Raw genomic sequence first — 26,900 nt, forward strand, 5'->3', positions numbered from 1 at the left:
TCATATGCGTCATAAATTCTGGATGTTCCGTAAGGTTAATGATATTCCTCTCCGATCCAAATTTCTGCTTATTTATGTACTTAGTATTCTCCTTCCTGTAATAACGATTAATATCTTCTTCTATCAACGAACCTCTGCGGATATCAAGATTAGAGAACAGGAAAATCTGCGCAAATCCATCGACAGGGCAGCGGGGGAACTGCTTGGCATGATTGATGAGAGCGTTGCTCTGAGCCGAATTATTGCAGCAGACGATTCGCTCTACGAGGCTTTGGATCGGACCTATCCTTCCCCCGTCGATTATTACAACGTGTACCATGCATTTCTGCGAGATAAATTAACAAGGTATATGTCAGCGAATATTCTGGAGGTGCGTATCTATACGGATAACGATACCATTCAGACCGGCAGTCACTATATCGTGATGAAAGACAAGAATGTACTTCCTGGATTGAAACAGCTGAAATCCACCAGTGGAGGCATTCTTGTCGTTGATTATGTTGAGCCGTCCGGATTTAACGCGGGAAGAAGGATCAGTGTGATTGGCAAAATGGATACCTATACTTCCTTTGCCAATTACAACAAGTATTCCAAGATCGATCTGGAACTTAGCCGGGTGTATAGCATTTTAAATCGTGAATCAGATAGTCTTCAGCTGCGTCTGGTCGATAGCAACAATCGAACTGTCGTTTCAAGTGGGGAATTCAGCGAAACCGACTTATCTAACACGGAAAACGATTCAATAGCCAAGGAATCTGGCAATTCTGCTTATACGCTCGAAAAGTCATTGGGGAATCTAGCGTACCTTAAGGGTTGGAAATTGATTGGAGTTGCCGATACGCGTCACCTTGACCACCTGTTGCGAGAAGCCTTCAAATCCATTCTGGGGTTACTGGCAATAAGTATTGTAGTCCCCTCTGTGTTGATCTACATTATTTTGCGTTCCTATCACTATCGGATTCGCAAGCTATCCAGACATATGGAGAAGGTTCGCAATGAACGATTCGATCTGATTGAAATTCAGGAAGGCCGCGACGAAATCGGCGGGCTTATTCGAACATTTAACATCATGATTGGTAAAATTCATACGCTGATTAATGACGTGTATAAACTGGAAATCCGTCAAAAAGATTTGGAGTTGGATCAAGTAAGGACCGAATTGTCCATGCTCCAGAGTCAGATGAATCCCCATTTTTTATTTAACACATTGAATGCCTTGCTGGTGGTTAGTACGAAGAATGGATATACGGAAGTCATTGAGATTATTAAAAGTCTGTCCATGTTGATGAGACAGTTGCTCAGTCATTCGGACAATCTGATTCCCTTACATGAAGAACTGCAATTTACGAATCTTTATCTCCAGATTGAGAAGTTTCGCTTCGGGGAGCTTTTTGATTATACCTTCGAGGTTGATCCTGATGCTGCTTCGTTGCTCATTCCCCGCATGAGTATTCAACCGCTCGTTGAAAATGCATGCAAACATGGCTTGCAGGCGCGAAAAAATGGAAGACAGATCAAGATAACGGCGAGACGCAACGCTTCTGAACTGGTTATTCAGGTGATCGATAATGGAATCGGTATGGATGCAGGGAGACTAACGGAGCTCCTGAGAGATATTCGTTCTGAAAGACCCAGGAACGGCGAGCATGTTGGACTCCGCAATGTCTACCGGAGGTTGGAACTCTTTTATGAAGGAAATGCGATATTCGATCTAAGCAGTGTACCAGGAGAGGAAACCATTGCAGGGTACCGTATACCGATCTCCAGGCTGGAACAGAGGAAATAGGAGGTAATCTCTCATGTATAAAGTATTGTTAGTCGATGATGAACCGTATGCCATTGAAGGGTTACAGCTTCTGATCAATTGGGAAAAGCATGGATTTGAAATCAAAGGTGTGTGCGCCAATGGTGAGGAAGCGATTCGTATGATACAAGAAGATCAGCCTGATCTTGTGGTGACAGACATTCGTATGCCTGTCATGAATGGGCTGGAACTTGTGGAAGAAGCACGACGATTGGAACATGAATCTGTGCTGTTTGTCATCACGAGTGGATACAGTGACTTTAATTATGCGAGGCAAGCTATTCGATTAGGTGTCTCCAACTATTTAACCAAACCCGTTGACAGTATAGAAGCAGAGGACATGTTGGTCCGTCTCCGTATGCAGTTGCAGGAGCGTGAAAACCAGGAGCGTATTCGGGAACATGCAAACGAGCAAAGGATCAAAGCGTTTTTGTCCGCACTGATGAAGGATAAGCAGAATATATCGGAGCAGGAGATGTCGGAAATCCTTCCTCGTTTAGACAAGTCCCATTGGGCATACCTGCGGATAGCTTTTCAGGGAGATATTCAGGAAGCCTGTTCCGTAGCCGAACAAACGGCTGATGTAACAACTTGTTGTTATGTGATAGACAGAACAAGAGACTCATTGGGACTGGTATGGGGGGAGCAAGCGAAGGATAGAAATGGGACATCTGAAGCAATTAAAGCTTTTGCCCAGCGTTTGATGAACAACATGCAAAATAACGGCTGCGAAGATATTCATATCGCGGTTGGTTTAACGGTCAACAAAGTGGAGCTTTTATCTGAATCCTTACACTCCGCTCAGGAGGTTGGGCGTTATTTGTTTTTTAATCAAAAGCGCCTTTTGTTTGCCGAAGAAATTCAGTTGGAGAATTGGCAGTTTGATCCGGAAACGCTATCAGAGGTGGACCATATTAGCGAATTGCTTGAAAACGGTTCTGTCGAGGAACTCTCGAGTTCCATTCGTAGTGCCTTTGAACTGTTTATACAGATGAAGGCTGCGCCAGAGATTGTACATATTTTCTCTACACACATTATATTCCGCGGACTGTCCCTGTGTAGAGAATTAGGAGGAGAACCTAATGCTCTAATGAACGAATTGGCAAGCGGAATTCTGGAGAAGGGCCAACGAAATATAGAAAAAGTTGCTAACAATCTGGAACATTTCTGTTTGCAATGCAAGTCAGAACTGGCTCTTTTCCGGGAAAGGCAACTTGGAGGCATTCAGGCGACGGTTGCTGAATATGTGCAGATGCATTACAGAGAGACATTTACGATTCAAGAGCTCGCAGAGCGATTCTACGTGAACCCAGTCCATTTAGGGCAGTCCTTTTTGCGAAAGTACGGAAAAGGTGTAATCGAGGTTGTACATGATCTGCGAATGGAAGAAGCGAAGCGTCTCCTTCAGCAGACGAATCAGACATCAAGTGCGATTGCAGAGCAGGTAGGGTACCGCAGTTACCAGCATTTTCTCAGACACTTCGAAAAACGTACAGCCATGAAACCTTTAGAATACAGACAAAAGTATGCGAATTGATCTTTGGAAAAGAAGAACTCCTCCTGAATAAGACCTGCAATTACAGGGGGGTGGACCTTAAATATATATATTTTGTAACCGCATACATTTCTTCATACTAAAAACAGTAAGACATACCACTTCCAAGGAGGGCAAGTACATGGGGGGACTTAAGAAAAAGAAGCTTTGGGGTTCCGTATCACTCGTTCTGGCTTTAAGTTTGGCACTTGCAGGATGCAGCGGTGACAATGAGAAAGCGACTACAAAGGATGGGAAAGAGGTACTGAACATCACGGCCTTTATCGGAACGCCAAATCAGGCGCCAGCTAAAGATAACCGGATCTACAAGAAGATCCAGGATGAGCTCGGCGTCAATCTTGAGATGGAGTTTCTCGTGGGTGATCTTCAACAGAAGCTCGGCGTTATGATTGCCGGTGGTGATTTCCCTGACTTGATCACAGCAGATACCAAATTGGTATCAGCCGGTGCGGTTATTCCGCTCGAAGATCTCATTGAAGAGCATGCACCTAATCTGAAGAAGCATTTCGGTAAAGACTGGAACCGGATGAAAGACTCCAGTGACGGACACATTTATTGGTTGCCTAACTATGGAGTGTATACAGGGGAGTTCATTAGTAACTATTACTCTGGTCCTGCATTCTGGATTCAAAAGTCCATACTGAAGGATGCCGGGTACCCGACTCCTAAAACGTTGGATGATTTCACGAAGTTGATCCGTGATTACGCAGCCAAGAATCCAACGATTGATGGTCAACCGACGATTGGTTTCACGACATTGGCTTCAGACTGGCGGACGTTCCCTTTGCTTAACCCACCTGAACATCTTACGGGTCACCCCAATGACGGGGGCGTAGTCGTAGATGATAACGGAGTGGCAACCGTTTTTGCCGACAAAGATATCTCCAAACGGTATTATAAGGAACTAAACAATCTCTATAATGAAGGATTGCTGGATAAAGAAGCCTTTGTTCAGAACTATGATCAATATCTGGCCAAAATTTCTTCGGGACGTGTGCTTAGTATGTTCGACCAGCACTGGAATTTCCAAGCTGGGGAAGACCCACTTGTAGCACAGGGCAAAATTGGTCAGACATACGTAGGCTTCCCGCTAGTCTATGATACAAGTATCACAGATCACTATCTGGATCGTCCGGTCATTAACTTGAACAATGGTTTTGGTATCAGTAAAGATGCCGAAGACCCTGTCGCACTCATCAAATTCCTCGATAAGCTTATGGACGAGAAGTACCAGAAGCTCTTGTCATGGGGTGAAGAGGGTGTAGACTATCAGGTGAATGAAGAAGGAAGATTCTATCGTACACCAGAGCAACGTAAAGAGCAGGATGATCCGGCATGGAGATTGGTTAACAAAGCAGAAGGTTTCTATGCTGCAGCACCAAAACTCGAAGGAACATTTGAAGATGGCAACGCCATTGGAGCGATCAACCAACCTGAGGAATTCTATGACAACCTCAAACCGGAAGATAAAGAACTTCTGGATGCATATGGCTTTAAAACGTGGAGTGACTTCTTCTCTCCTGCACCAGAAAATCCAGTGTACTATCCAGCATGGCAAGTCGATCTGAAAGAAGGCTCTGATGCTGCGGTAGCGAACAAACAAATGACAGACACTTCATTGAAATTCTTGCCTAAAGCGATCATGTCAAAACCGAATGAATTCGATAACATTTGGACTGAATATGTGGACGCTTACAAGAAAATCGATATTAAATCCTATGAAGACCGAATTAATGAACAACTGAAATGGAGAATCGAGAACTGGTCCGTTAAATAAAAAAATGCGGCAATGATTCGCTCGGAAGGTATTTACTAGGGAATTACTCAGGCGAGTACCTTCCGGGGATCATGCATAAAGTCGCTGCAAGCCAATAGGAGGAGTGAAAGATGGCGAACACGCCTGGAGCCATACCAGAGCAAACTACCCATACAGCCGTTGTCAAAACACCAATGTTAAAACGGTTGCGCGGACAGAGACAACTGATGTTCATGTCATTACCCATCGTTGCGTACATTCTCGTATTCTCGTATTATCCCATTTGGGGCTGGGTTATGGCCTTTCAGAATTATAGTCCTGCCAAGAGTTTCACCCAGCAGGAATGGGTCGGGCTCAAACACTTCAAGTTTTTGCTAACTGACGATGCATTTCTTAACGTGCTTCGTAATACCATTGCGATGAGTGTAATCAATATGGTGCTCGGATTTGCAACAGCCATTATATTTGCCATTTTACTTAATGAGATCAAGCATAAGTTCTATAAACGAACCATTCAAACGATATCGTATTTGCCTCACTTTCTCTCATGGATTATCGTGACAGGCATCGTGGCAAGTTCACTGTCTGTAGACGGCGGAATTGTCAATGTGGTGCTCATGAAGTTAAACATCATTCAAGAACCTATTATGTGGCTTAGCGTTCCGGAATATTTCTGGGGCATTGTAGGCGCATCTCATGTGTGGAAAGAAGTAGGCTGGAATGCCATTATTTATCTGGCGGCCATTACGTCTATCGATCCCTCGCTCTATGAAGCGGCAGAGATCGATGGTGCGAACCGATATAAGAAAATGCTGTATGTGACCTTACCCGGAATCAAATCCATTGTTATCATTTTGCTGATCATGAATATGGGCTGGATTCTGGAAGCTGGATTCGAAGTTCAGTATCTGTTAGGTAATGGCGTGGTTGTCGACTGGTCACAGACGATAGATATATTTGTCCTGAAATACGGACTACAGATCGGAAATTACTCTTTGGCTACCGCAGCAGGAATATTCAAGACAGTGGTTAGTATTACGCTGATCTTTGCGGCGAATTCTATTTCCAAACGGCTCGGGGAAGACCGATTAATATAAGGAGGACTAGAGATGGGAATAAATAAATCTCGGCTTGAACCGATTGTCTTCCATACGTTAAATGGTATACTGATGATCGCCATCGCGATTGTTACCCTGTATCCGTTTGTGAATACACTCGCCGTATCATTCAATGCCGGTAATGACACCATCCGGGGTGGGATTTATCTGTGGCCTCGGGTATGGACAGATCAAAACTACAGAGCAGTATTTGCAGGAGGGACCATCTTCAGCGCCTTCGGTATATCTGTGGCGAGAACGGTTTTGGGGACAGTCTTAAGTCTATTCTTAACGTCCATGCTGGCTTACACACTAAGTCGAAAAGATTATATATTACGAAAGCCCATTACCATTATCGTTGTTCTTACGATGTACTTTAGCGCAGGTCTTATTCCAACTTACTTCCTAATGAAAGATTTGCATTTGTTAAACAACTTTCTGGTGTACATTATTCCTGGGCTGATCAGTGCCTTTAATATGATTGTTATTCGTACCTATATCCAGACACTACCCGAGGGACTAATCGAATCGGCCAAGATTGATGGTGCTGGAGATTTCAGAACGTTCATATCCATTATTCTACCACTGTGCCAACCGGTACTGGCTACTGTTGCATTGTTCATTGCAGTCGGCCAATGGAATTCTTGGTTCGATACGTTTCTGTATGCTTCTTCCAAACAAAACCTGAGCACGCTGCAATATGAGTTGATGAAGCTATTATCTTCTTCGATGAATTCCAACAGCAGTGCAGCTGTTGCCAATGGAGCGGATCTTGGCGCCGCGCGCAACATGGTTACACCCGTATCTATTCGGGCAGCCATTACAATTGTAGCCGCATTGCCGATCTTGGTTGTATATCCATTTTTACAGAAGTATTTCGTTCATGGCTTGCAGCTTGGAGGGGTAAAAGAGTAAACTTAATGCAGTTCCAGATAACCGATCAAAAACGGTCACCCGGGTGACCGTTTTTTCATGTTTTTTAAACGGCGGGCCCAGTACGTCAATTGCACACGAATTTAACTTATTCAACAATGTTGTTGACAATTAAATTAAAGTTAATATAATTTATATTTACTTGATTCACTAGTCAGTCTCTTTTCAGGGTGCCACTGCGCGAGAATGCCCTCTATCAAGAACTGTCCAAAGCGCTTGACCATCCCGAGCTCTTACCATTTTATCAAGGAGACTGAAGAGAAAATGAAAGTATTAATCGTGGAAGACTCCATTTTCGTACAGAAATTGCTTACAAAGCTTATTGTTGACCATATTCCAGAATGCGAGATTCAGATTGCTAACAATGGAGAGCAAGGTTACAACCTATTTAAGGAGTTTCAACCTGATTTTATAACCACCGACCTGCTGATGCCTGGTCTGAACGGACAAGAAATGCTTCGAATGATTCGGGAAACGGATAGCAAAGTCAAAATTATTATTCTATCTGCAGATATTCAGAAGACAACTAGGGATGAAGTTGAATTGTTGGGTATTTCTGGATTTTTGAATAAACCGTTAACCGCAGAAAAGGCAACCACCATGATTCAACTCATTCAGGCGGCCTATCATGTTGAATGATTTACAGAAGGATTTGCTAACTGAACTTGTGAACGTTTACGTGGGACAAGCGGCTAACATGTTGTCGGAGATTGTAGACAAGCGTATTGTTTTGAGTATTCCGGAGGTGGAACTAATCTCCATATCCGATGTTGACCCTGGAGATCGAAGATACAATATTTTCTTTAGTGAAGGGCATCTGTTCAGATCCTCTTTACAATTTGGATATGAATTTCAGGGAAAAGCATTTCTGATGTTTCCTGTAGAGCAGGCTAAAGTATTGGCCAACATCTGCCTTGGAGAACTGGGTGAGAGCGTTATAACGGAAGATCCGAACCTGATGGACACGGATTTGGACGTTTTGAAGGAAGTTAGCAATGTTCTTCTTAACGCCATTATTGGAGAATTCGGAAATTTCCTGGAGATCAAACTGGAATATGTCCTGCCTGATATTGAACTGATCTATGTCACCAATTCCGATCAACAAATATTGCTTCAGAATGAAGTCTATGTCCTGGTTTTACATACCTCGTTTTTACTTGCCGATACGGATGTGACAGGGATCATTGTCATAGCATTGAGCATGAACTCCATATCAAGCCTGCTTGCCAAAATGGACGCTTTGTTGGAGGGGGATAATGGATAATCTTATTTCACAAGCTTTGAACAAAGCCCATATGGGGATCATGATCGTGGACAGACATTTGAAAGTTGTTGTGTGGAATGCCTGGTTGGAGCGCTTTACGGGCAAGAATGCGGAAGAGGTAATCGGCTTGAATCTGCTGGAGGTCTGCCCACGGTTTAAGTCGAACATGTATCTGAATATTTTGCAAAATGCGCTGTATCATGGACAAAGCAGATTTTGCTCAAGTGCTTTACATAAGGCATTCATTCTTCCTAATGACGGAGAAGACGGGCAATTATTCAGACAAAATATGCATGTTGAACCGCTCTATCATGAAGATCGCAGTTATGCGCTTATTCAGATTACTGACATGACAAACACGAACACACGTGTATATAAACTTAAAAATCTGATCAAAGAACTGGAGACGGAGTACGCCAAAATCAAAATCTCCGAAAAGATCAGCAAACATCTGTCTCTGCATGATCCACTTACGGGTCTGCCTAATCGTCTCGCTTATAATGACCGTCTTGCCTGGGCTATCAGTAATGCTCAAAGAAACAATAGTAAACTTGCGATTATGTTTGTGGATGCTGATGGGTTTAAACAAGTGAATGATACATATGGACATCATGTTGGTGATCAAGTGCTGCTGGAAATGGCGAAGCGATTAAGCGAATCGATTCCAAGTGCGGATACTGTAGCACGGCTTGGCGGGGATGAATTTATCATTTTAAGCCATCTGAAAGATGATCATGATGCTGAAATTATCGCCAAAAGATTGGAAGCTGCATTCAGTACCCATTTCAAAATTGCAGGAAACTACATCAACCTTTCGATGAGTATAGGTATCAGCCTGTTTCCCAAGCACGGACAGGAGCCTTCTGAACTACTGAGACATGCGGATGGAGCCATGTACAAGATTAAAAAGAATGGCAAGAACGGATACGGGATTTATGAACCTGAAAATGCTTAAGAAATCTAAAAATGTATTTTTTATAAAGTTGCGCAGTAGCAACTTTATTTGTCTATACAATGAACATAAGAAAAAATATGTTTTTCCGTATGAATTACATTTTTTACACAGGAAGATGCGAGAGTAGTTACCGAGTATGTAGTAATCAATTAACCAGTGACATATAAAGGAGTACACAGATTGAATGAAATAGATGGTGCGATAATCGCACTTTTGCTGTTCAGTTTCTATATTCTATTACTGTACGGAATGCCGATCATCTTAATCATCGTGGGGTATTTTATATTCAAAGGTTACAAGAAGCGCAGGGGTGTGAGGACGATCGATAATCCGGTGGCTCCTGATGGTAAGCAAGCGAATATTAAACCTTAGAATTAACGTTGACACTACAACATTGAAAGGGACCAGAGTATGGCCCCCTGGTGAGCCGCTGATATAGCGGCTTTTTTTATTGCCAATCGCTATATTTCCTAGCCCAGAATAAAAATTCGCCAGCTTCGAAATTTATCATTAAACCACCTCTAATGCCGGGATAAGATTGTGATAATTCAAGTTAATTTTGTTCATTTAAATGTCTAAGAGATTACAGTACACTGAAATAACATACAGACGGAACATACTAAACATGAGAAGAAATGTGAGGAATTATTATTCGTTGGAGGTTTTAACGTGAAGACCAAAAATATCTGGTTTAATGAACCTGCTAGAACATGGGAAGCGGCATTGCCTATCGGGAATGGAACTCTTGGAGGCATGATTTTTGGGAAAACACAGATCGAGAGAATTCAGCTTAATGAAGATAGTCTGTGGTATGGTGGTCCGATGCAGCGGAATAATCCTCAAGCCCTTGACTCTTTATCTCAGATCAGAAACCTGATTTTTGATGGCAAGATTAGGGAAGCAGAAGAACTCGCAGCGGATACTCTGGTAGGTGTACCTGACGGGCAAAGGCATTATGAGCCATTAGGGGACTTCTACATCGCTATGGATCACAGTGAACAAGAACCGAATGAATATCACAGACATCTCGATCTGGAACAAGGTAAGGTAAGCGTAAATTATACCGTAGATCAATCCATTTACAGCCGTGATTATTTTGCTAGCTACCCGGATCAAGTACTCGTGGTTCATCTCAAATCCAGCGTACCTGAAAAGTTATCTTTCTCCACTATTTTTGGCAGAGGAACTGTTCTGCAATCAACACACTGGTCCAGTAGTCTCAAACATCCTGTTGGGTTCCAATCCAATCTGGATCGGATCGAGAAGCGTGGAACGAATAACTTGATCATTCGAGGAAGGAGTGGGGGAGAAGAAGGAATTCGATTTTGTTGCGCGATCCGCCTTATATCTGAAGGGGGGCAGATTCATTATTCAAGCGGTCAGCTTTCTCTGAAGGATGGTAATTCAGCGACTATTCTAATCTCAGCTTGCACGGATTTTCGAGTACCCAAGGAACAACTTGAAGTGGAGTGCCTCCGAAGAATTGAGGCCGCTTCAACCAAGACATACAGCGAACTGCTCGCCAATCATGTCTCGGACTATCAATCTTTATTTAAAAAGATGGATATACATCTCGAAGATGATAATACAGATGTTATTTGTTCCGAACTTCCAATCGATCAACGCCTCGCACGGCTTAGAGCTGGTAAGCTTGATCCTGAACTGGTGAGTCTATACTTTCAATTTGGTCGTTATCTGCTTATCTCAAGCAGCCGTCCAGGTTCTTTACCGGCAAACCTTCAAGGGATATGGAATAAAGACATGCTTCCAGTATGGGATAGCAAATATACGATTAATATTAATACACAGATGAATTACTGGCCTGCAGAAAGCTGCAATCTGTCTGAATGTCACGTTCCATTGTTTGATTTTATAGAGCGACTGCAAGTTCGAGGAAAGGAAACTGCTAGGATCATGTATGGGTGCAGGGGATTCGTCGCCCACCATAATTCGGATATCTGGGCAGACGCCGCTCCGCAGGATGTATGCATGACATCGACGTTTTGGACCATGGGAGGAGCATGGCTTTCATTACATCTGTGGGACCATTACGAATACAATCAGGATGTTCAGTTTCTTCAAAAAGTTTACGCCACGATGAAAGATGCGGCTATGTTTATTCTGGATTATCTAGTAGAAGATCCTTCCGGAAATTGGGTGATATGTCCTTCGTCCTCACCGGAGAATCGCTATATATTAGACAATGGAGAGTCGGGGTCTTTATGTTTTGGTGCTTCAATGGATAACCAGATTATTAGAGAACTCTTCACGCGCTGCATTGAGAGCACCCGGATCTTGCAAGAAGATCAGGAATTTGGTGAAGTACTTCGTAGCGCTTTAACCAAGATACCGGAGACCTCCATTGGAAAACATGGTCAGATCCAGGAGTGGAGTAAGGACTATGATGAATTGGAACCTGGCCACAGACATATTTCCCATTTATTCGCTTTGCATCCCGGAACGCAAATTACGGTGCAATCCACACCTGATCTGGCTAAGGCAGCGCGCGTAACACTCGATCGAAGATTGGAACACGGTGGTGGACACACAGGATGGAGCAGGGCGTGGATTCTGAACATGTGGGCACGATTAGAGGAGTCGGAACTTGCACACGATAACATCGTGGAACTTCTACGTTCCTCCACGTTACCCAATCTGTTTTGTGACCATCCTCCATTTCAAATTGATGGTAACTTTGGAGGTACTGCAGGTATAGCAGAGATGCTTCTCCAGAGCCATGACGAAGTAATCCGATTGTTACCTGCTCTGCCCGCAGCCTGGCCAACAGGATATATTCATGGAATTCGGGCTCGCGGCGGATTTGAATTAGATCTGGAATGGGAAGCGGGTCGTCTGTTAAATACCAGAATTCGCTCTATTGCAGAATCATCTGTAACCGTATCCTATCAGGACCAAAAGATAGAATTAACCTTTCCAGGCCCCAATTCCATGATTGAATTAAAAGGATATCAATGGAAATAATAGATTAGTCATTAATAAGTTACCGATTTACATGAGCGAATATCACCCGACAACATTGACGGGGGAATTCGCTCTTTTGTTTTGTGTAAATGAAAACAGGCAAAAGTAGCGTGTTTTTGCTCAATGTAATGTTTAAAGATGGAATCCATATTTGACAAACTTACCGGGTGAAGTCCCGACCAGCTTGGTAAAACTGCGAATAAAATTGGCATAATCCCCAAAACCGGATTGATAACAGGCCTCTGTAATACTTAAACCTTCAATTAAATAAGATTTCGACAGCTCTATACGGCGACTAAGAATGTATGCTCGAATGGTGAGTCCGGTGTGTTTTTTGAATTGGCGACTAATATAGCTGCTATTCGTGAACGTAGCCTCTGACAATTGTTCGAGGGTCAGTTGTTTGGTGAGATTGCATTCAATGTAATCCATCGTATTTCGAACTAGTTCAGGCATAATATCCGTTGCAACAAAATCCGTATTTTGAAAAGTTAGATTCGTTAGAAGGAGTAACTGAGTAATCAAAATATTCCTCAGAATATCCGCTCCATAGTCACTTGATGAGAGACACTGTTCAAGCTCACCAGCTAATTGCAGCACTCGTTGAAGCTCGTGCTCTTCAAGATGTACGATATTACCCTTACCCTTGGGACGGTAGTCGAAACATGCGGATAAGTTGGTGGTTGACGTAGACAAGCGGTTCAGATATGACTTTTTCAGATTTATGGTAATTCTCTCATATTCGTTTTTGTCCAAGGCAAAGGAACGGTGCATCTCCTCCGGGTTAAGAACGAGCAGATCGCCACGTTGCAAATGGTAACAACGGTTCTCAATATAGAAATTCACATTGCCACGAAGAAATAAGTAGAGTTCATATGCATTATGTCGATGATAAAACGTTCCCATATTATACGTGGTGGTGCGATGAAGATACAACAGCTCATTCTGGATTGGATCAAACAGGTATTCTGAAGTCTCATTCATATCAGATATATGACCTCCTTGTCGTTTCGCGCAATAAATATAGCCGTTTATGCAATGAAATTGCAGACGTGAACCTATAAAATGTAACCATCCTAGCATGATGGATACATAATTGCAAGCGTTTACACCTAAGTGTGTACAACGCGATTGGAGGAAAAGATGGATCTGATTTTCACGGCACGAAGTAGAGAGCAAGACAACGTAGAGTACACGGCATTGAACAAGCATGCTCTTAAGGCTGACGTAAAAGTTGGAAGCGGGAACGGCAGTGCAGAAGACCCATGGCAAGCAGACATTCAGATTTACAACGAGGGCCATACTGCCTGGGCAGGGGTTATTCATGTGGAAATGCCGTTGGACAAACAGAATCCGAGGTTTTTTTTGCCTGCATTTATGTATGGCCGCAACCGGGGCGAAGCACCCCAGAATGTCCCAAATGAGTTCCCCAGACTAAGGGAGGGCAATCCCTCTCGCCCTTCATCACCGTGGTGGATGGTCCGAAGCGATCGTCTGTCTCATCCGGCTGCACTTATCTATGATGAAGGTCGGATTTTGGGTCTAAGTGCAAGTCCTTACTGGATCAATACAGGAAGCCAGAAGCAGCAATGGTATCCAGGAATGGAAGGAACGTTCGTGCAATATGGGGGATTCACATGTTCTATTGAAAAGGGTACGGTCGGATATACGTTGGGATATGAGAATGCGCCGTTGCTATTTATCAAATCCAGACTTGTCCATGAGCGAGCTGCCCTTGGAGAAAACTGTTTTGAACTTGCGGCAGGTGAATCGGTTGGGCTCACTCTTGAACTATATAACTACGAGTCTGAATCAGAACTGGGTATCAATCCCGCACTGGAAACAATCTATGGGCGGTATCACGAGAAACCAAGAGAAGGAAGTGGCATTCAGACAACGGTAGTGGATTTATCCAATGCCATCCATGAATATGCCTGGCTTCCGGAGGATCGTCAGTATTCCACATTTGTATATGAAGATGCCGCTGAAACAAGTGGCTACCGATACAACAAAATTATCTCAATCAGTTGGACAAATGGTATGACGATAGCTGCTCCTATGCTTATGGCCGCACTGCGCTTGAATAATGAGCCTATGCGACAGCAGGCGTTATCCTGCATTACCAATATTATCGAGAATGCCATGAATTCCGAATCCGGACTTCCATACGATGCCTATCAGGATGGAATATGGAGTGTTAAAGGCTGGTGGTTCGACGGCATGCGTACCCCAGGACATTCCTCTTACCTTGTAGCTCAAGCGATGTTCTACATTCTGAAAAGCTACGATTATGAGAAGCGCATTCGAAATGTGAGTCACGATGATTGGCTTGTTTACGTCAAGCAAGTGCTTGATCGTCTGGAGTACACGAAGAATACGGATGGAGAATATCCCACTATTTTGTCAGAGCGGACAGGGGCAGGACTTGAATATGATGCCTTTAGTGGAGTCTGGTGTCTTGCCGCCAAGGCATATTATAGCTGGTTAACTCATAATACCTCTTCTCTGGATGAGCTCAGACGAAGTGAAGCCCACTATTACAACACTTATGTGCAACACATGGAATGTTACGGCGCTCCGCTGGATGCGGACAAGGCTGTTGATTCGGAAGGCATTCTGGCTTACATCAAAGCTGTTCGGTTTTTACATGCGTTGACTGGCGACGAGCTGTTCCTGGATCACATGAGAGATGCAATCAGCTATGAATTCAGTTTCAAATTTTGTTACAACTCACCTGTTAAGATTCCGCCGCTTAGTACACTAGGCTGGTCCAGTTCCGGGGGAAGTGTCACTTCAGTAGCTAATCCCCATATTCATCCCATGTCCAGCAATCTGGTGGATGAGTTGTTGTACTACGTTGAACACCGGGAAGAGAATTATGTGCGTCAACGTATGATGGATACCATTGGGTGGGGGTGTCAGACCTATAATCGCTATGATCAAGAATTTGGCTATGGCAAAAAAGGATGGATGTCTGAACGCTTCTGTCATTCAGAAGGATTGGTCACTGAAAAATATGCGGATGGTTCGCCAGCCAGCACCTGGTTTTGCCTGATGCCATGGGCCAGTGGCTCGATCATTGAAGGCCTTGTTGGCGACTATTGGGATTATGCACGCCATGAATGAATTTATGTTGCAATAACTACAACAGTCACCATGTTAGATTCCGCCGATAGAGAGAACATGCTACCGGCGGTTTATTTTCGTTGGAGGAAAGGGGACAAACGGATGTTATCAGTATTACTTGTAGATGACGAGATGTATGTACGGAAAGGGCTGTATGAACTCATAAGCTGGATTGATCTTGATATGGAGATTATCGGAGAGGCAGAGAACGGTGTAGAGGCACTGAATCTGATTGAACGCCTGCAGCCAGACGTGATTATAACCGATATTCGTATGCCGATCCTGGATGGACTGGAACTTATTCGTGCCGTAGAGAAAATGCCTCATCTGGAACCTGTGTTCATTATCATCAGTGGTTATCATGACTTCAAATATGCACAGCAGGCAATCCGGTACGGTGTTCATGACTATATTCTGAAGCCTATTGATGATGAAGAACTGACGGCGACGTTGCAGAAGTCGGCTAATCTCATTTGCAACAAAAGAAAACATATCCTCATGGCTGAGGGCCAGGCCAGTAACATTATGCTGGAGGATCTGATCAAAGGTCATGTACAGAAGCAGGATGAACATCGATATGCCGAGATGCTCGGGATCAATCATAACTCCAGTCTGCTCATGACTTTGATCGAACTTCAGACCGGATTAGATGAAATCAAAATCACCATTGAACAGCTACGTGAAGCAGTACATTCTCTGGAGAGTAATTTATGCAAAATGTTCATCAGTGAGCAACACCGCGGCATGTTTGCATTATTAATGTTGTGGCCTATACATGATCAAGGCGGCTCGACGTTACAGGATAAACTGCTTTCTATTCATATAACACTGAGCAAAAAGCTTAATCTGGACATCGGTCTTTACGCAGGAACACTCGTCAAAGAAATTGGAGATGTCCCACAATCCTTTATGGCGGCTAAAGAAGCAGCCAAGCATAAATATGCAGAAACTGGTGGTGTCGTGCGTTATACCGAGATCAAAGACAAACCGTTGTTTGTTTTCAATGTATACCAGGACGAGGTGGATCAATTAATCTTGAGCCTGGAAGAGGGGGATAGGGCTACTTACCATAACATTGTAGAAGAGAAATTCAAATTGTTTCATATGAATCGATTTTCTCCTCAGGCTGTAGCTGGTTCTCTTTTGCATTATATAACGGGTATTCTCGCGGTAGTCCACGAAATGGGTGGTAATGATGAAGGGTTGCAGCAGCTAAAGGAGCTGGCACAACAAAGTCATGAAGGTTGGAATTTAAGACTACTGAAGAATGCTTTTCTCATGGCGCTGGAGGAAGCCGAGGATTATGTGTTTCATTTGCGGATGGAGCGGTCCAAAGGGGATATCAGCAAGATCAAACGATATATTGATGCAAATTATACCGAGAACATCAATCTCAAAAGCATTGCTGCGCTCTTCTACATGAATCCCGTTTATCTTGGGCGGTTATTCCGCAAAAGCTACAATCAATACTTCAATGACTATCTGCTGAACCTACGAATTCATGAGGCGAAGAAATTATTGCGGCAGACGGATCTGAGAATGTACGAGGTCGCTGCACGAGTGGGATTTCAGAATGCGGATTATTTTGTAACACAGTTTGAGAAACTCGTTAAGTTATCGCCTACAGAGTATCGCAATCTCCTTATGGGAAATGAGCAGCGAGGTGCACAATGCCAAGATGGAACCTGAATTACATGAAGCTTCGAGATAAACTATTGCTGATGTATGTCCTGTCCGTGTTTATTCCCATCGTTGTTACCAATGTGGTGTTCTACAATGTCACATCCGCCAATATTCGTAGTCAGAAAACTCGTGATGCCGGCATGGCCTTGAACAATCTGAAGAACGACTTGCGTGTAACCATTGATCAGGGCGTCGGACTCTCTTATTCGTTATATACGGATCATGTATTCAATGACACCATCTCACGTTCGTTTCGAAGTCATTTTGAGTACATTGACGCTTATAATTCGTACCTGAAGGGTCAATTCTCCGGTCAATTGAATCAGGGGATTCGCTGGTATCAAGTGTATACCGATAATTCTACCATTCTATCTTCCGGTTATATTGATCGATTAACTGACGTGGTCCGAAGCTCTAACTGGTACGTTCAATTTCAGGCATACTCCGCTCCTTATCCGGCACTGATCTCATCGGATCAGATGTTAAGTCTGGTTCAACGGCTCGACAATCTGGACACTGGGGAGAGAGAGCAGTTACTTAAAATTGACCTCAACATGGAGACGATCAAGCAGTATTTTCACAACAGCGGATTCGACGGAAAAGTGTATTTAGTTGATCCAGGAGGACACATCCAATTTTCAAATGATTCTACAGCAGAAGCATCTCAGATAGGGAAACGTTACAATGAGATCCAGTTTCCGAACAAAATGATTCCCTTTGAACTTACGTATACAGGCATTAACTATCTGGAAGGGTGGTCCCTGCATGGCGTTATGGATGAAGAAATTGTGTTGAAAGAGGTACGGAAGTCCCGTTCCTTCGTGGTATGGCTGGCTTGCATTAATTTTGTCTTGCCTTCCATCATCATCGCGGCCATGTCCAGATCCATCCATGTCAGACTGGTGCGGATTCTAAAACATATGAAAAAAGTGAAAACACAGAATTTTCAGACGATTCCTCCTGAAGATGCAAGAGATGAGATCGGTCAGCTCACGATGGAATTCAATCGAATGACCGAGACGATCCATAACTTGATTCATGAGGTATATCTAGCTGACATTCAGAAGAAAGACCTGGAGTTAAAACAGCAGCAAGCTCAGCTTCATGCACTCCATAGTCAGATTAACCCTCATTTTTTGTTTAATACCCTGGAGTCGGTACGGATGAGGAGCCTCATCAAGGGCGAGAAAGAGACCGCCAAAATTGTGCATAACATGGCCAAGATGTTTCGCAAGTCGATCAGTTGGAATCAGAATGATGTGACAGTGAAGGAAGAATTGGAACTCATCGAGAGTTTTTTGCAAATCCAGAAATACCGCTTTGGAGAAAAACTTCAATATACCATTGAGGCAGATCCTGCGGTACTGATGTACCGAATCCCCAAGATGGTGATCCTTCCCTTTGTTGAAAATGCAAGTATTCATGGAATTGAGTCATCTCCGGGTGTAGGTATCATTCAACTCTTCGTTTCAACAGAAAATGACCAGCTCCTTATTCGACTAACGGATAACGGAATAGGGATGTCACAAGCTAGATTGGAAGAATTGCTGAGCTATCTGAATCAGAACACGGATATGGGAGAGCATGTTGGCATGAAAAATGCGTATAGTCGCTTAAAACTTTGTTATAAAAATCACTTTACATTCGACATCCAGACAGGGGAAGGAGAAGGAACACGTATCCAAATTAAGCTTCCACTTGATCCATCAGCCATGCCAGGCGACTAAATATGAGGGATATACTTTTCAAAGTAGGAGGTACACTTTCATGGGTAACTTTGAAAGCGCTATCTTGATATATTGAGAAGGCTTAAGACACAAACAATACGTTAAGGGGGCATTTGCTACATGTTTAGAAAAAGAAACATTATAACAAGTCTGGCCATTTTACTGGCTGTAACGCTGGCAGGTTGCAATAAAGCCAGCCCGGAAGCCTCTTATCCTGACAGTAATGACAACACCCCGGTCACCTTTAAATATTTCACGTTTGGCGGTGGCAAGAAGGACATTCTGGCAAGCAGCACGACCATTGGCAAGGCGTTACATGAACAAACAGGCGTTGATTGGAAGATGGAATATCTGGTCGGCGACGGTGCAACCAAGGCAGGTGTAATGATTGCGAGTGGGGATTACCCCGACATCATCGACTCCAGTGGTGAAATGGCCAAGTTGATGGATGCAGGATCTTTTATCCCGCTGGATGAACTGATCGAACAATACGGGCCTAACATCAAGCGGGTATACGGGCCTTATATGGACAAATTCAGACAGGAGGATGGAAAGATATATTTCTTGCCGTACACTGCCAACATTGGTTATGTGTCAGAGCCTAACTTCCAGACTGGCTTCTACATTCAGCGTGCTGTGTTAAAAGAGTTCAACTATCCCAAGATCAAAACGCTGGACGAATATTTTGACTTGATTGAGCAATACAAGCAAAAGCATCCGCAGATCGATGGGAAAGAAACCATCGGCTTCGCCACACTTGCGGGTGAATCGGGCAGCTTTTTCACCCTGCTCAATCCGGCCATGCATCTGGCTGGATATCCAAACGATGGCAGTGTGATGGTGGATATGCAGAGCCATGAAGCCAAATTGGTAGCCGGATCTGATTATCAGAAACAATGGATTCAGAAGCTAAGCGAAGTTAACGCACAAGGGATGTTTGATCCCGAATCCTTCACAATGAACCAGGATCAGTATCTTGCCAAGTTGACGTCTGGTCGGGTGCTGGGATATTTCAGTTACTCCTGGCAGGTTGGAGATGCAACCAACAACCTCAAGAAGGCTGGACTTGATGATAAACGATATGTATCTCTACCGATCGTATTTGATGACAGCGTCAAAGACCAGTATGTGGACCCGCCAGGCTTTGTGAACAACTACGGTGTCGGAATTACCGTAAATGCCAAAGATCCCGTACGAATTGTTAAATATTTTGATAATTTGCTTAAGGAAGAGAACCAGATTCTGGTTCTATGGGGCATTGAGGACGAGACGTATAGCGTGAATGATGAGGGCCGTTTTTATTTCAAAAATGATGACCAACGCAAGGCACATGAAGATCCGGAATTAAGTCGTAAATTCGGCTTTGACTATTTTAATTACAGCTGGCCTCGTTACGGCAATAACTCCGTACTGGAGGATGGCAACGCCTATGGACCAGGCAATCAACCAGAAGTGGCTACCTTTAGTTACACGGACGGTGACAAGCTGTTGTTAGAGAAATATGGTGTGGAGACATTCACAGAACTATTCAGCACACCGGATGAGCGTCCTTGGTCTCCTGCTTGGTCCATTGCATTGGAGCAGGGCTCTCCTGAACAGATTTTCATCACCAAAGCAGAAGATCTCCAGAAGAAATATTTACCCAAAATGATTATGGACTCGCCTTCCACGTTCGAGAACACATGGAATGAGTATATGAGTCAATTGAATCAACTGGACAAGAAAACATATGAAGCTACGATAACACAGGCAGTGAAGGATCGTGTAGCTGGCAAATGGTGAGTGCAATCCATAGAGACCATAAGGAACGGGGGAATATTCACATGTTAAAAACGAAAGTTAGAATAGCAAGTTTAGCTGTATTACTGACCGTTTTGCTGGCTGGGTGCAGTCAGAACAATTCGTCATCACCTTCAGCCACAGGTGATGATGAGAACAGTCCAGTCACGTTCTCATATTATATGTTCTCTCCAGGCAAGAAGGATACTCTGGCAAGCGAAACAACAATCGGTAAAGTGTTGCAAGAACAAACAGGTGTGGACTGGAAGTTGGAATATCTGGTAGGTGATAGTGCGACAAAAGCCGGTGTCATGATCGCCAGTGGAGATTATCCTGATGTCATTAGCTCCAGTGGTGAGATGTCAAAGTTATTGGATGCCGGGGCCTATATTCCGCTGGATGATCTGATTGAGGAATACGGCCCTAATATCAAAAGGGTATATGGACCATACTTCGATAAAATGAAAAATGCAGAAGACGGAAAAATCTATGCGCTGCCTTATACGGCTAATCAGGGTGAGTATTCAGGTAGTCCAAATGTTGGTGGGGGAGCATTCTGGATTCAGCGCTCTGTGCTCAAAGAGTTTAATTATCCCAAGATCACTACACTGGATGAATATTTTGATCTGATTCAGGATTACAAGGAAAAATATCCAACGGTTGATGGTGCAGAGACGATCGGATTTGTGTCACTTGCAGGTGTCGCCAATAACTTCTTCACCTTGCAAAATCCAGCAATGCATCTCGCCGGTTATCCGAACGATGGCAGTGTCATGGTGGACATGACTACCCATGAAGCGAAAGTCGTCGCTGGAACAGATGCTCAGAAAAAATGGATTAAGAAGTTAAATGAGATTAATGCTCAAGGGATGCTGGATCCGGAATCCTTTACGATGAACAAAGACCAGTATTTGGCTAAACTGACTTCGGGTCGTGTGTTAGGGTACTTCAATTATGGCTGGCAGATTGGGGATGCGTCGAAAAACCTGCTCTCGGCAGGCATTGATGAGAAGCGCTATGCACCACTTCCGATCGTGTTTGATGAAGGAATTAAGGATCAATATGTTGATCCTCCCGGCTTCGTCAACAACTATGCAACAGGTATCTCGGTGAATGCCAAAGACCCTGTTCGTATCATCAAATACTTTGATAATTTGCTGAAGGAGGAGAATCAGGTTCTGGTGCAATGGGGCATCAAGGACGAGACGTACAGTGTGGATGAAAAGGGCCGATTTTATTATGCAAATGAAGATCAACGCAAGGCACATGATGATCTGGAGCTCAGCCGTAAATTCGGGTTCACCTACTTTGGCACAGACTGGCCGAAATATGGCGGTGAATCTACACTAACCGATGGTAACGCTTATAGCCCTGGCAACCAGCCGGAAGTGGCCGCTGCATCTTACACCGAGGGAGACAAGAAATTCCTTGAAGCCTACGGTATCCAAACTTTTAGTGAATTGTTCAACAAACCGGAAGAGCGGCCTTGGTTCCCGGCTTGGTCCATCGCATTGGAGCAAGGATCACCAGAACAGATCTTCACGACCAAATCGGATGATTTGCAACGTAAATACTTGCCGGAAATGATCTTGGGAGCACCATCGAATTTTGATAAGCTATGGGATGCCTACATGGCTGAATTGAACAAATTGGACAAAGCTGGTTATGAAGCGACCATTACCAAAGTTGTGAAGGATCGTGTCGCAGGAAAATGGTGATACGAACCTTTAAGTACGTGTTCAAGAGGTCTTTTTTTGAACAAACTTGTTAAAACAAACTGTACATGCGCAGGAGAAGACGTAAGAGCATAAACTCCGCTTTCTCCTCGCATGATGAACAGCATGGGAAAGGAGCCGGTTCACCGTGGAGAAACCTAATATCTCCCTTAACTCGATGCCGCCAGCCTCGAGTCCGAAGGGAACCAGAGCACATTTGTTCTTCAAACGTCTTGTCCAACAACGAACACTTGCCTGGATGTGTATACCTTTTGTCATCTGGGCTTTTATCTTCAAGTACCTGCCGTTATGGGGATGGACCATGGCTTTTCAGAATTTCAAACCGGCGAGGTCCTTCTCGGATCAGCAGTGGGTAGGCTGGCAGCATTTTAGTACGTTATTTGAAGACAATACCTTCTACCGGGTGCTGCGCAATACGCTTGTCATGAGTTCCATCAAACTGGTCTTGGGATTTGTGACAGCGATCACACTGGCCCTTTTATTAAATGAGCTGAAAAATGTCATATTTAAACGTTTTGTGCAAACCGTCAGTTATCTGCCTCACTTTATCTCGTGGGTTGTTGCTTCCAGTATTGTATTAACCGTCCTGTCACCAGACGGAATTATCAATCTGCTGCTGATGAAGCTTCACCTGATTGACAGTCCGGTACTATGGATGGGGAAAGGTGAATACTTCTGGGGTATTCTGGGGGCAACCGAGGTGTGGAAGGATGTCGGCTGGAACACTATTATCTATCTGGCAGCAATTACGGCGATTGATCCGGCGCAATATGAGGCTGCCGAGATTGATGGAGCCAGTCGCTTCAAACGGATGTTATATATCACGCTGCCTGGCTTAAAACCGGTTATTGTGATCTTGTTGATCATGAACATGGGAAGTATTCTGGAATCCGGATTTGAACCACAATATCTGCTGGGTAACGGGATGAATATGGACTATTCGGAGAATCTGGACATCTTTGTGCTGAAATATGGATTAGGGATGGGGAACTTTTCCTTGGGTACAGCAGCAGGCATTTTCAAAACTGTGGTCAGCTTCATCTTCCTTTTCTCCGCGAACTATATAGCAAAAAAAATGGGAGAGAGCAGACTATTCTAAAAGGAGGCCTATGCCATGCGAAAAGGAAACACATCCCGCTTGCGAAATAGCAGTACCGGGGATCGAGCATTTGACACTATTAACATGATCTTCATGGTATGTCTGATGATTGTGACGATCTATCCCTTTGTTAATATGATTGCCGTATCCTTCAACAATGCAAATGATGCCATTCGGGGTGGAATATATCTATGGCCCCGTGTATGGACACTGGACAATTACAAATACATTTTTGGCGAATCCGATATCTATCACGCAACGCTGATCTCGGCCCTGCGTACGGTCATTGGAACCGTGGTGTCCGTCTTCTGTACAGCCATGCTGGCGTATACGGTTAGTCGTCAGGAATTTGTGCTTCGCAAGTTTGTTACGATGTTTTTTGTGTTCACCATGTACTTCAGCGGGGGCTTGATCCCCGGTTATCTGCTGATTCGAGACCTTGGATTGATCGGTTCCTTCTGGGTGTATATCATTCCGGGTGTAATCGGTGTGTTCAATATGATTGTCATCCGTTCATTTATTGAAGGTCTTCCTGAAGGCATTCTGGAGTCAGCCCGTATTGACGGGGCAGGGGAGTTCACGACATTTATCCGCGTTGTCCTGCCGCTAACGATTCCCGCAATGGCAACCGTATCACTCTTTGTAGCCGTGGGACAATGGAATTCCTGGTTCGATGTATTCCTGTACAACTCATCCAATAAAGAATTAAGCACGTTGCAATACGAATTAATGAAGATTCTGCAAACTTCAACGACCTCCGCGACTTCGTCAGCAAGTGATGCTTATCAGTCTGCCGAGAGCAATGCAACGGCGGTTACACCAACCTCGATTCGAGCGACCATGACCATTATTGCGAGTGTTCCTATTCTGATGGTGTATCCGTTCTTGCAGAAATACTTTGTACAAGGCATGACGATTGGCGGGGTGAAGGGATAGTCAAGTATATGACGGATACTGTTAAGCATTAACATGGGGGACAAAAAAATCCTTCAACGTAAAGTCTCATCATTTTATAGAATTATGTAAACGCAACAAACTATACCGTATTAGCGTCTATTCATCCATAGAATAACAACAGGAGTGAAACAAATGCATGTAAAATGGATGACGATGATTGGTGCTGTTCTCGGCTCTATGCTTATAGGCGTGGGGACGGCAGCTGCGGAAGAAACGTTTGTTGATTTAAAACATTCAAAGTGGGCAGAGGATGGCATCACGTATATGGCGAAACGGGGAACAGTGGCTGGATACGGCAATGGGATTTTCAAGCCTGAGGCACTTGTGACACGGGCGCAAGCCGTCACTTTTATGGTGCGGGAGCTTTATCCAGATCAGCTTCAGAGAGCAGTGGAAGGCACAACCTATTCGGATGTTCCAACGACACACCCTTTCCATCGAGAAATCATGATAGCTGCTGAAAATGGACTTGCGAGTGGTTTCCCTAACGGAACCTTCCGTCCGGACGCACCGCTTAGCCGCGCAGAGACTGCGGCCTTCCTTACAAGGGCATATTCACTCGAAGAAGGTAAGAATCTCGCAAAATGGACCGATACGGACAAACATTGGGCTGTAGCGCCTATTCTTATTATGAGTTCAAACGGCTTGGTCGGTGGTTATTCGGATGCCACTTTCCGTCCAAATCAAGCTGTCACGCGCGCTGAATATGCCGTATTTATGGCGAGAGTAATTCGCTTCGAACGCGAAGCAGCCATTCGGGCGCAAGATTGGGATAAGCTGATATCCTATATGACGGTAAGCGAGCAAGTGGGTCAGATGCTTATGCCCGATATTAGGCAATGGAATGGTAAAGCGACGACGACCGTTAATGAAGGGCTGAAACGCAGTATCCATGATCAAGATTTGGGCGGGCTTATTCTTTTTGACAAAAATATTGTTGACGCGAGGCAGCTTACAACGTTCACACATGATATAGAAAGAGAAGCAGGTGATATCCCTCTATTTCTTAGTATCGACCAAGAAGGAGGCGTCATTAAGCGAATACCGGGTGGTACGAATCTGCCAGGTCAGATGGCGCTGGGTGCAACTGGAGATGCAGCGCTTGCCGAAGCGGCTGGTCAGCTGACGGGGGAGGAGCTGAAGGCACTGGGAATTCAGATTAACTTTGCGCCAGTGCTGGACATCAACAGCAATCCAGATAACCCCATCATTGGTATACGTTCGTTTGGCTCAGATGCGGATTTGGTGACACGGCTTGGTCTGGCAACGATAAAAGGGCTACAGCAATCAGGGGTGATGGCGGCAGTGAAGCATTTTCCGGGTCACGGAGATACGAAGGTAGATTCCCATCTGGGTATGCCGGTACTAACTCATAATCGCGAGCGGCTGGATGCTGTAGAATTAAAGCCATTTCAGGCTGCAATCAAAAATGGTGTAGAGATGATTATGACCGCGCATATTGCTTTTCCTGCCATTGATAACGAACATGTCACTTCGCTCAAAGACGGTGAACGTGTGCCGATTCCTGCCACCGTATCGAAAAAAGTACTGACAGGACTTCTTCGCGGAGAGCTGGGATATGAAGGTCTCATCATTTCCGATGCTTTCACCATGAATGCCATTGCGGAGCATTTTGGGGAGAATCAATCGGTAGAACGCGCCGTTTCCGCAGGTGTTGATATCATCCTAATGCCGAAAGATTCAGCAGCGGCCCATCAAACGCTGGTGAATGCGGTGAACAATGGAACGATCAAGGATGAAACTATACACGCATCTGTGAAACGAATCCTGGAGATGAAAGCGAAATATGGTTTGTTTGAACGCAGCCAGACTCTTGCGCAAAAGCTAACTCAGCTTAACGGTATTATTGGATCGAAGGAGCATCGAGCGGTGGAGCAGAAAATCGCAGAGCGGGCGGTCACCGTACTCAGCAGCCGCGAAGGTATGCTTCCAGATCAAATTCAGCAAGGCGATCGGGTTGTTATTGTTGCAGCCGAGCAGGATCAGGCGAAACAGCTTGAAAAACAACTGTTACAAGCCGCTAATAATCTGTCGTTAAAGACTGAAATTGCACTTGTTGGACAAGGCAAAATGAATGAAACGCTCCAGGTAATTGGCAAAGCCGACTATGTCATTCTTGCTTCTTACCAATTCCGGAATGTAGCCAGCCAGTTCGGATGGAGCGAGTATCAATCCTTGATCAATGCGATGAACCAGAGTAATCAGCGATATACGCTGTTGTCATTAGGTAACCCTTACGAGATGATCTATCTTCAGAACGTGCGCTCAGGGCTTGCAGTGTATGGAAAGCAGGAGCCAAACACGTCTGCCGGGATCAAAGCTTTGCTTGGTCAATTGAAAGCTGGAGGACAGTTGCCCGTACAAACGGATTAAAGGATAATCAATGAAGAGAAAATGAAGAAAAAAGACGGATTCCTGCATACGGA

The 26,900-nt window shown here is 44.3% G+C and carries 19 protein-coding genes; 18 read left to right on the forward strand and 1 reads right to left on the reverse strand.

Going from position 1 to position 26,900, the window contains the following annotated elements; all coding sequences use genetic code 11:
• Positions 1–4 precede the first annotated feature (4 nt).
• The 10 genes from NKT06_RS14785 to NKT06_RS14830 all read left to right on the forward strand — a co-directional run bounded on the left by NKT06_RS14785 (position 5) and on the right by NKT06_RS14830 (position 12,346).
• Entirely contained in the window at positions 5–1,786 is a 1,782-nt protein-coding gene (locus tag NKT06_RS14785; RefSeq protein WP_253435685.1) for a sensor histidine kinase, read from the forward strand.
• Between the two features lie 13 nt (positions 1,787–1,799).
• Positions 1,800–3,341, forward strand: a complete 1,542-nt coding sequence (locus NKT06_RS14790) for a response regulator transcription factor (protein ID WP_253435687.1) — start codon at positions 1,800–1,802, stop codon at positions 3,339–3,341.
• Positions 3,342–3,480: 139 nt separating this feature from the next.
• Entirely contained in the window at positions 3,481–5,136 is a 1,656-nt protein-coding gene (locus NKT06_RS14795; RefSeq protein ID WP_253435689.1) for a type 2 periplasmic-binding domain-containing protein, read from the forward strand.
• A gap of 173 nt (positions 5,137–5,309) precedes the next feature.
• The gene (locus NKT06_RS14800; protein WP_253442575.1) at positions 5,310–6,212 is read left to right on the forward strand and encodes an ABC transporter permease; all 903 of its coding nucleotides are present in this window, start codon (positions 5,310–5,312) and stop codon (positions 6,210–6,212) included.
• 12 nt (positions 6,213–6,224) lie between these two features.
• A complete protein-coding gene (locus tag NKT06_RS14805) occupies positions 6,225–7,127 on the forward strand; it encodes a carbohydrate ABC transporter permease (RefSeq protein ID WP_253435691.1) in 903 nt (300 codons plus the stop codon).
• A gap of 282 nt (positions 7,128–7,409) precedes the next feature.
• Entirely contained in the window at positions 7,410–7,784 is a 375-nt protein-coding gene (locus NKT06_RS14810) for a response regulator transcription factor (RefSeq protein WP_253435693.1), read from the forward strand.
• Positions 7,774–8,409, forward strand: coding sequence for a chemotaxis protein CheC (locus tag NKT06_RS14815; RefSeq protein ID WP_253435695.1), 636 nt, complete (start codon positions 7,774–7,776; stop codon positions 8,407–8,409). Before NKT06_RS14810 ends, NKT06_RS14815 begins: the two co-directional genes overlap by 11 nt.
• Positions 8,402–9,364 carry a GGDEF domain-containing protein gene (locus tag NKT06_RS14820; protein WP_253435697.1) on the forward strand — a complete coding sequence of 321 codons (963 nt, stop codon included), beginning with the start codon at positions 8,402–8,404 and terminating at the stop codon, positions 9,362–9,364. The genes NKT06_RS14815 and NKT06_RS14820 overlap by 8 nt, the downstream gene beginning before the upstream one ends.
• A 180-nt stretch (positions 9,365–9,544) precedes the next feature.
• Positions 9,545–9,736 (forward strand): hypothetical protein, encoded by a 192-nt coding sequence (locus NKT06_RS14825; protein WP_253435699.1) that lies wholly within the window; start codon positions 9,545–9,547, stop codon positions 9,734–9,736.
• A gap of 297 nt (positions 9,737–10,033) precedes the next feature.
• Positions 10,034–12,346 carry a glycoside hydrolase family 95 protein gene (locus NKT06_RS14830; RefSeq protein ID WP_253435701.1) on the forward strand — a complete coding sequence of 771 codons (2,313 nt, stop codon included), beginning with the start codon at positions 10,034–10,036 and terminating at the stop codon, positions 12,344–12,346.
• A 132-nt stretch (positions 12,347–12,478) separates the two neighbouring features.
• On the opposite strand, the gene NKT06_RS14835 is transcribed toward NKT06_RS14830, so the two are convergent.
• Positions 12,479–13,330, reverse strand: a complete 852-nt coding sequence (locus tag NKT06_RS14835) for an AraC family transcriptional regulator (RefSeq protein WP_253435703.1) — start codon at positions 13,328–13,330, stop codon at positions 12,479–12,481.
• A 159-nt stretch (positions 13,331–13,489) separates the two neighbouring features.
• Between NKT06_RS14835 and NKT06_RS14840 the strand changes: the two genes are divergently transcribed.
• The 8 genes from NKT06_RS14840 (at position 13,490) to NKT06_RS14875 (ending at position 26,847) form a co-directional block, all read left to right on the forward strand.
• Entirely contained in the window at positions 13,490–15,472 is a 1,983-nt protein-coding gene (locus NKT06_RS14840; RefSeq protein WP_253435704.1) for a hypothetical protein, read from the forward strand.
• Between the two features lie 102 nt (positions 15,473–15,574).
• Positions 15,575–17,161: a response regulator gene (locus tag NKT06_RS14845; RefSeq protein ID WP_253435705.1), complete on the forward strand. Its 1,587-nt coding sequence runs from the start codon at positions 15,575–15,577 to the stop codon at positions 17,159–17,161.
• Positions 17,143–18,882: a sensor histidine kinase gene (locus NKT06_RS14850; protein ID WP_253435706.1), complete on the forward strand. Its 1,740-nt coding sequence runs from the start codon at positions 17,143–17,145 to the stop codon at positions 18,880–18,882. The genes NKT06_RS14845 and NKT06_RS14850 overlap by 19 nt, the downstream gene beginning before the upstream one ends.
• Before the next feature lie 120 nt (positions 18,883–19,002).
• The gene (locus tag NKT06_RS14855; RefSeq protein WP_253435707.1) at positions 19,003–20,664 is read left to right on the forward strand and encodes an ABC transporter substrate-binding protein; all 1,662 of its coding nucleotides are present in this window, start codon (positions 19,003–19,005) and stop codon (positions 20,662–20,664) included.
• 41 nt (positions 20,665–20,705) lie between these two features.
• Positions 20,706–22,379, forward strand: coding sequence for an ABC transporter substrate-binding protein (locus NKT06_RS14860; RefSeq protein WP_253435708.1), 1,674 nt, complete (start codon positions 20,706–20,708; stop codon positions 22,377–22,379).
• A gap of 175 nt (positions 22,380–22,554) precedes the next feature.
• Positions 22,555–23,496: an ABC transporter permease gene (locus NKT06_RS14865; RefSeq protein WP_253442577.1), complete on the forward strand. Its 942-nt coding sequence runs from the start codon at positions 22,555–22,557 to the stop codon at positions 23,494–23,496.
• Positions 23,497–23,511: 15 nt separating this feature from the next.
• Positions 23,512–24,432, forward strand: coding sequence for a carbohydrate ABC transporter permease (locus tag NKT06_RS14870; protein ID WP_215077816.1), 921 nt, complete (start codon positions 23,512–23,514; stop codon positions 24,430–24,432).
• 153 nt (positions 24,433–24,585) lie between these two features.
• Complete coding sequence (locus tag NKT06_RS14875) at positions 24,586–26,847, forward strand: glycoside hydrolase family 3 N-terminal domain-containing protein (RefSeq protein ID WP_253435709.1); 2,262 nt, start codon at positions 24,586–24,588, stop codon at positions 26,845–26,847.
• Positions 26,848–26,900 lie beyond the last annotated feature (53 nt).

Origin of the sequence: Paenibacillus sp. 1781tsa1 (genome assembly GCF_024159265.1) — a bacterium.
In the GTDB taxonomy this organism is placed as follows: Bacteria; Bacillota; Bacilli; order Paenibacillales; family Paenibacillaceae; genus Paenibacillus.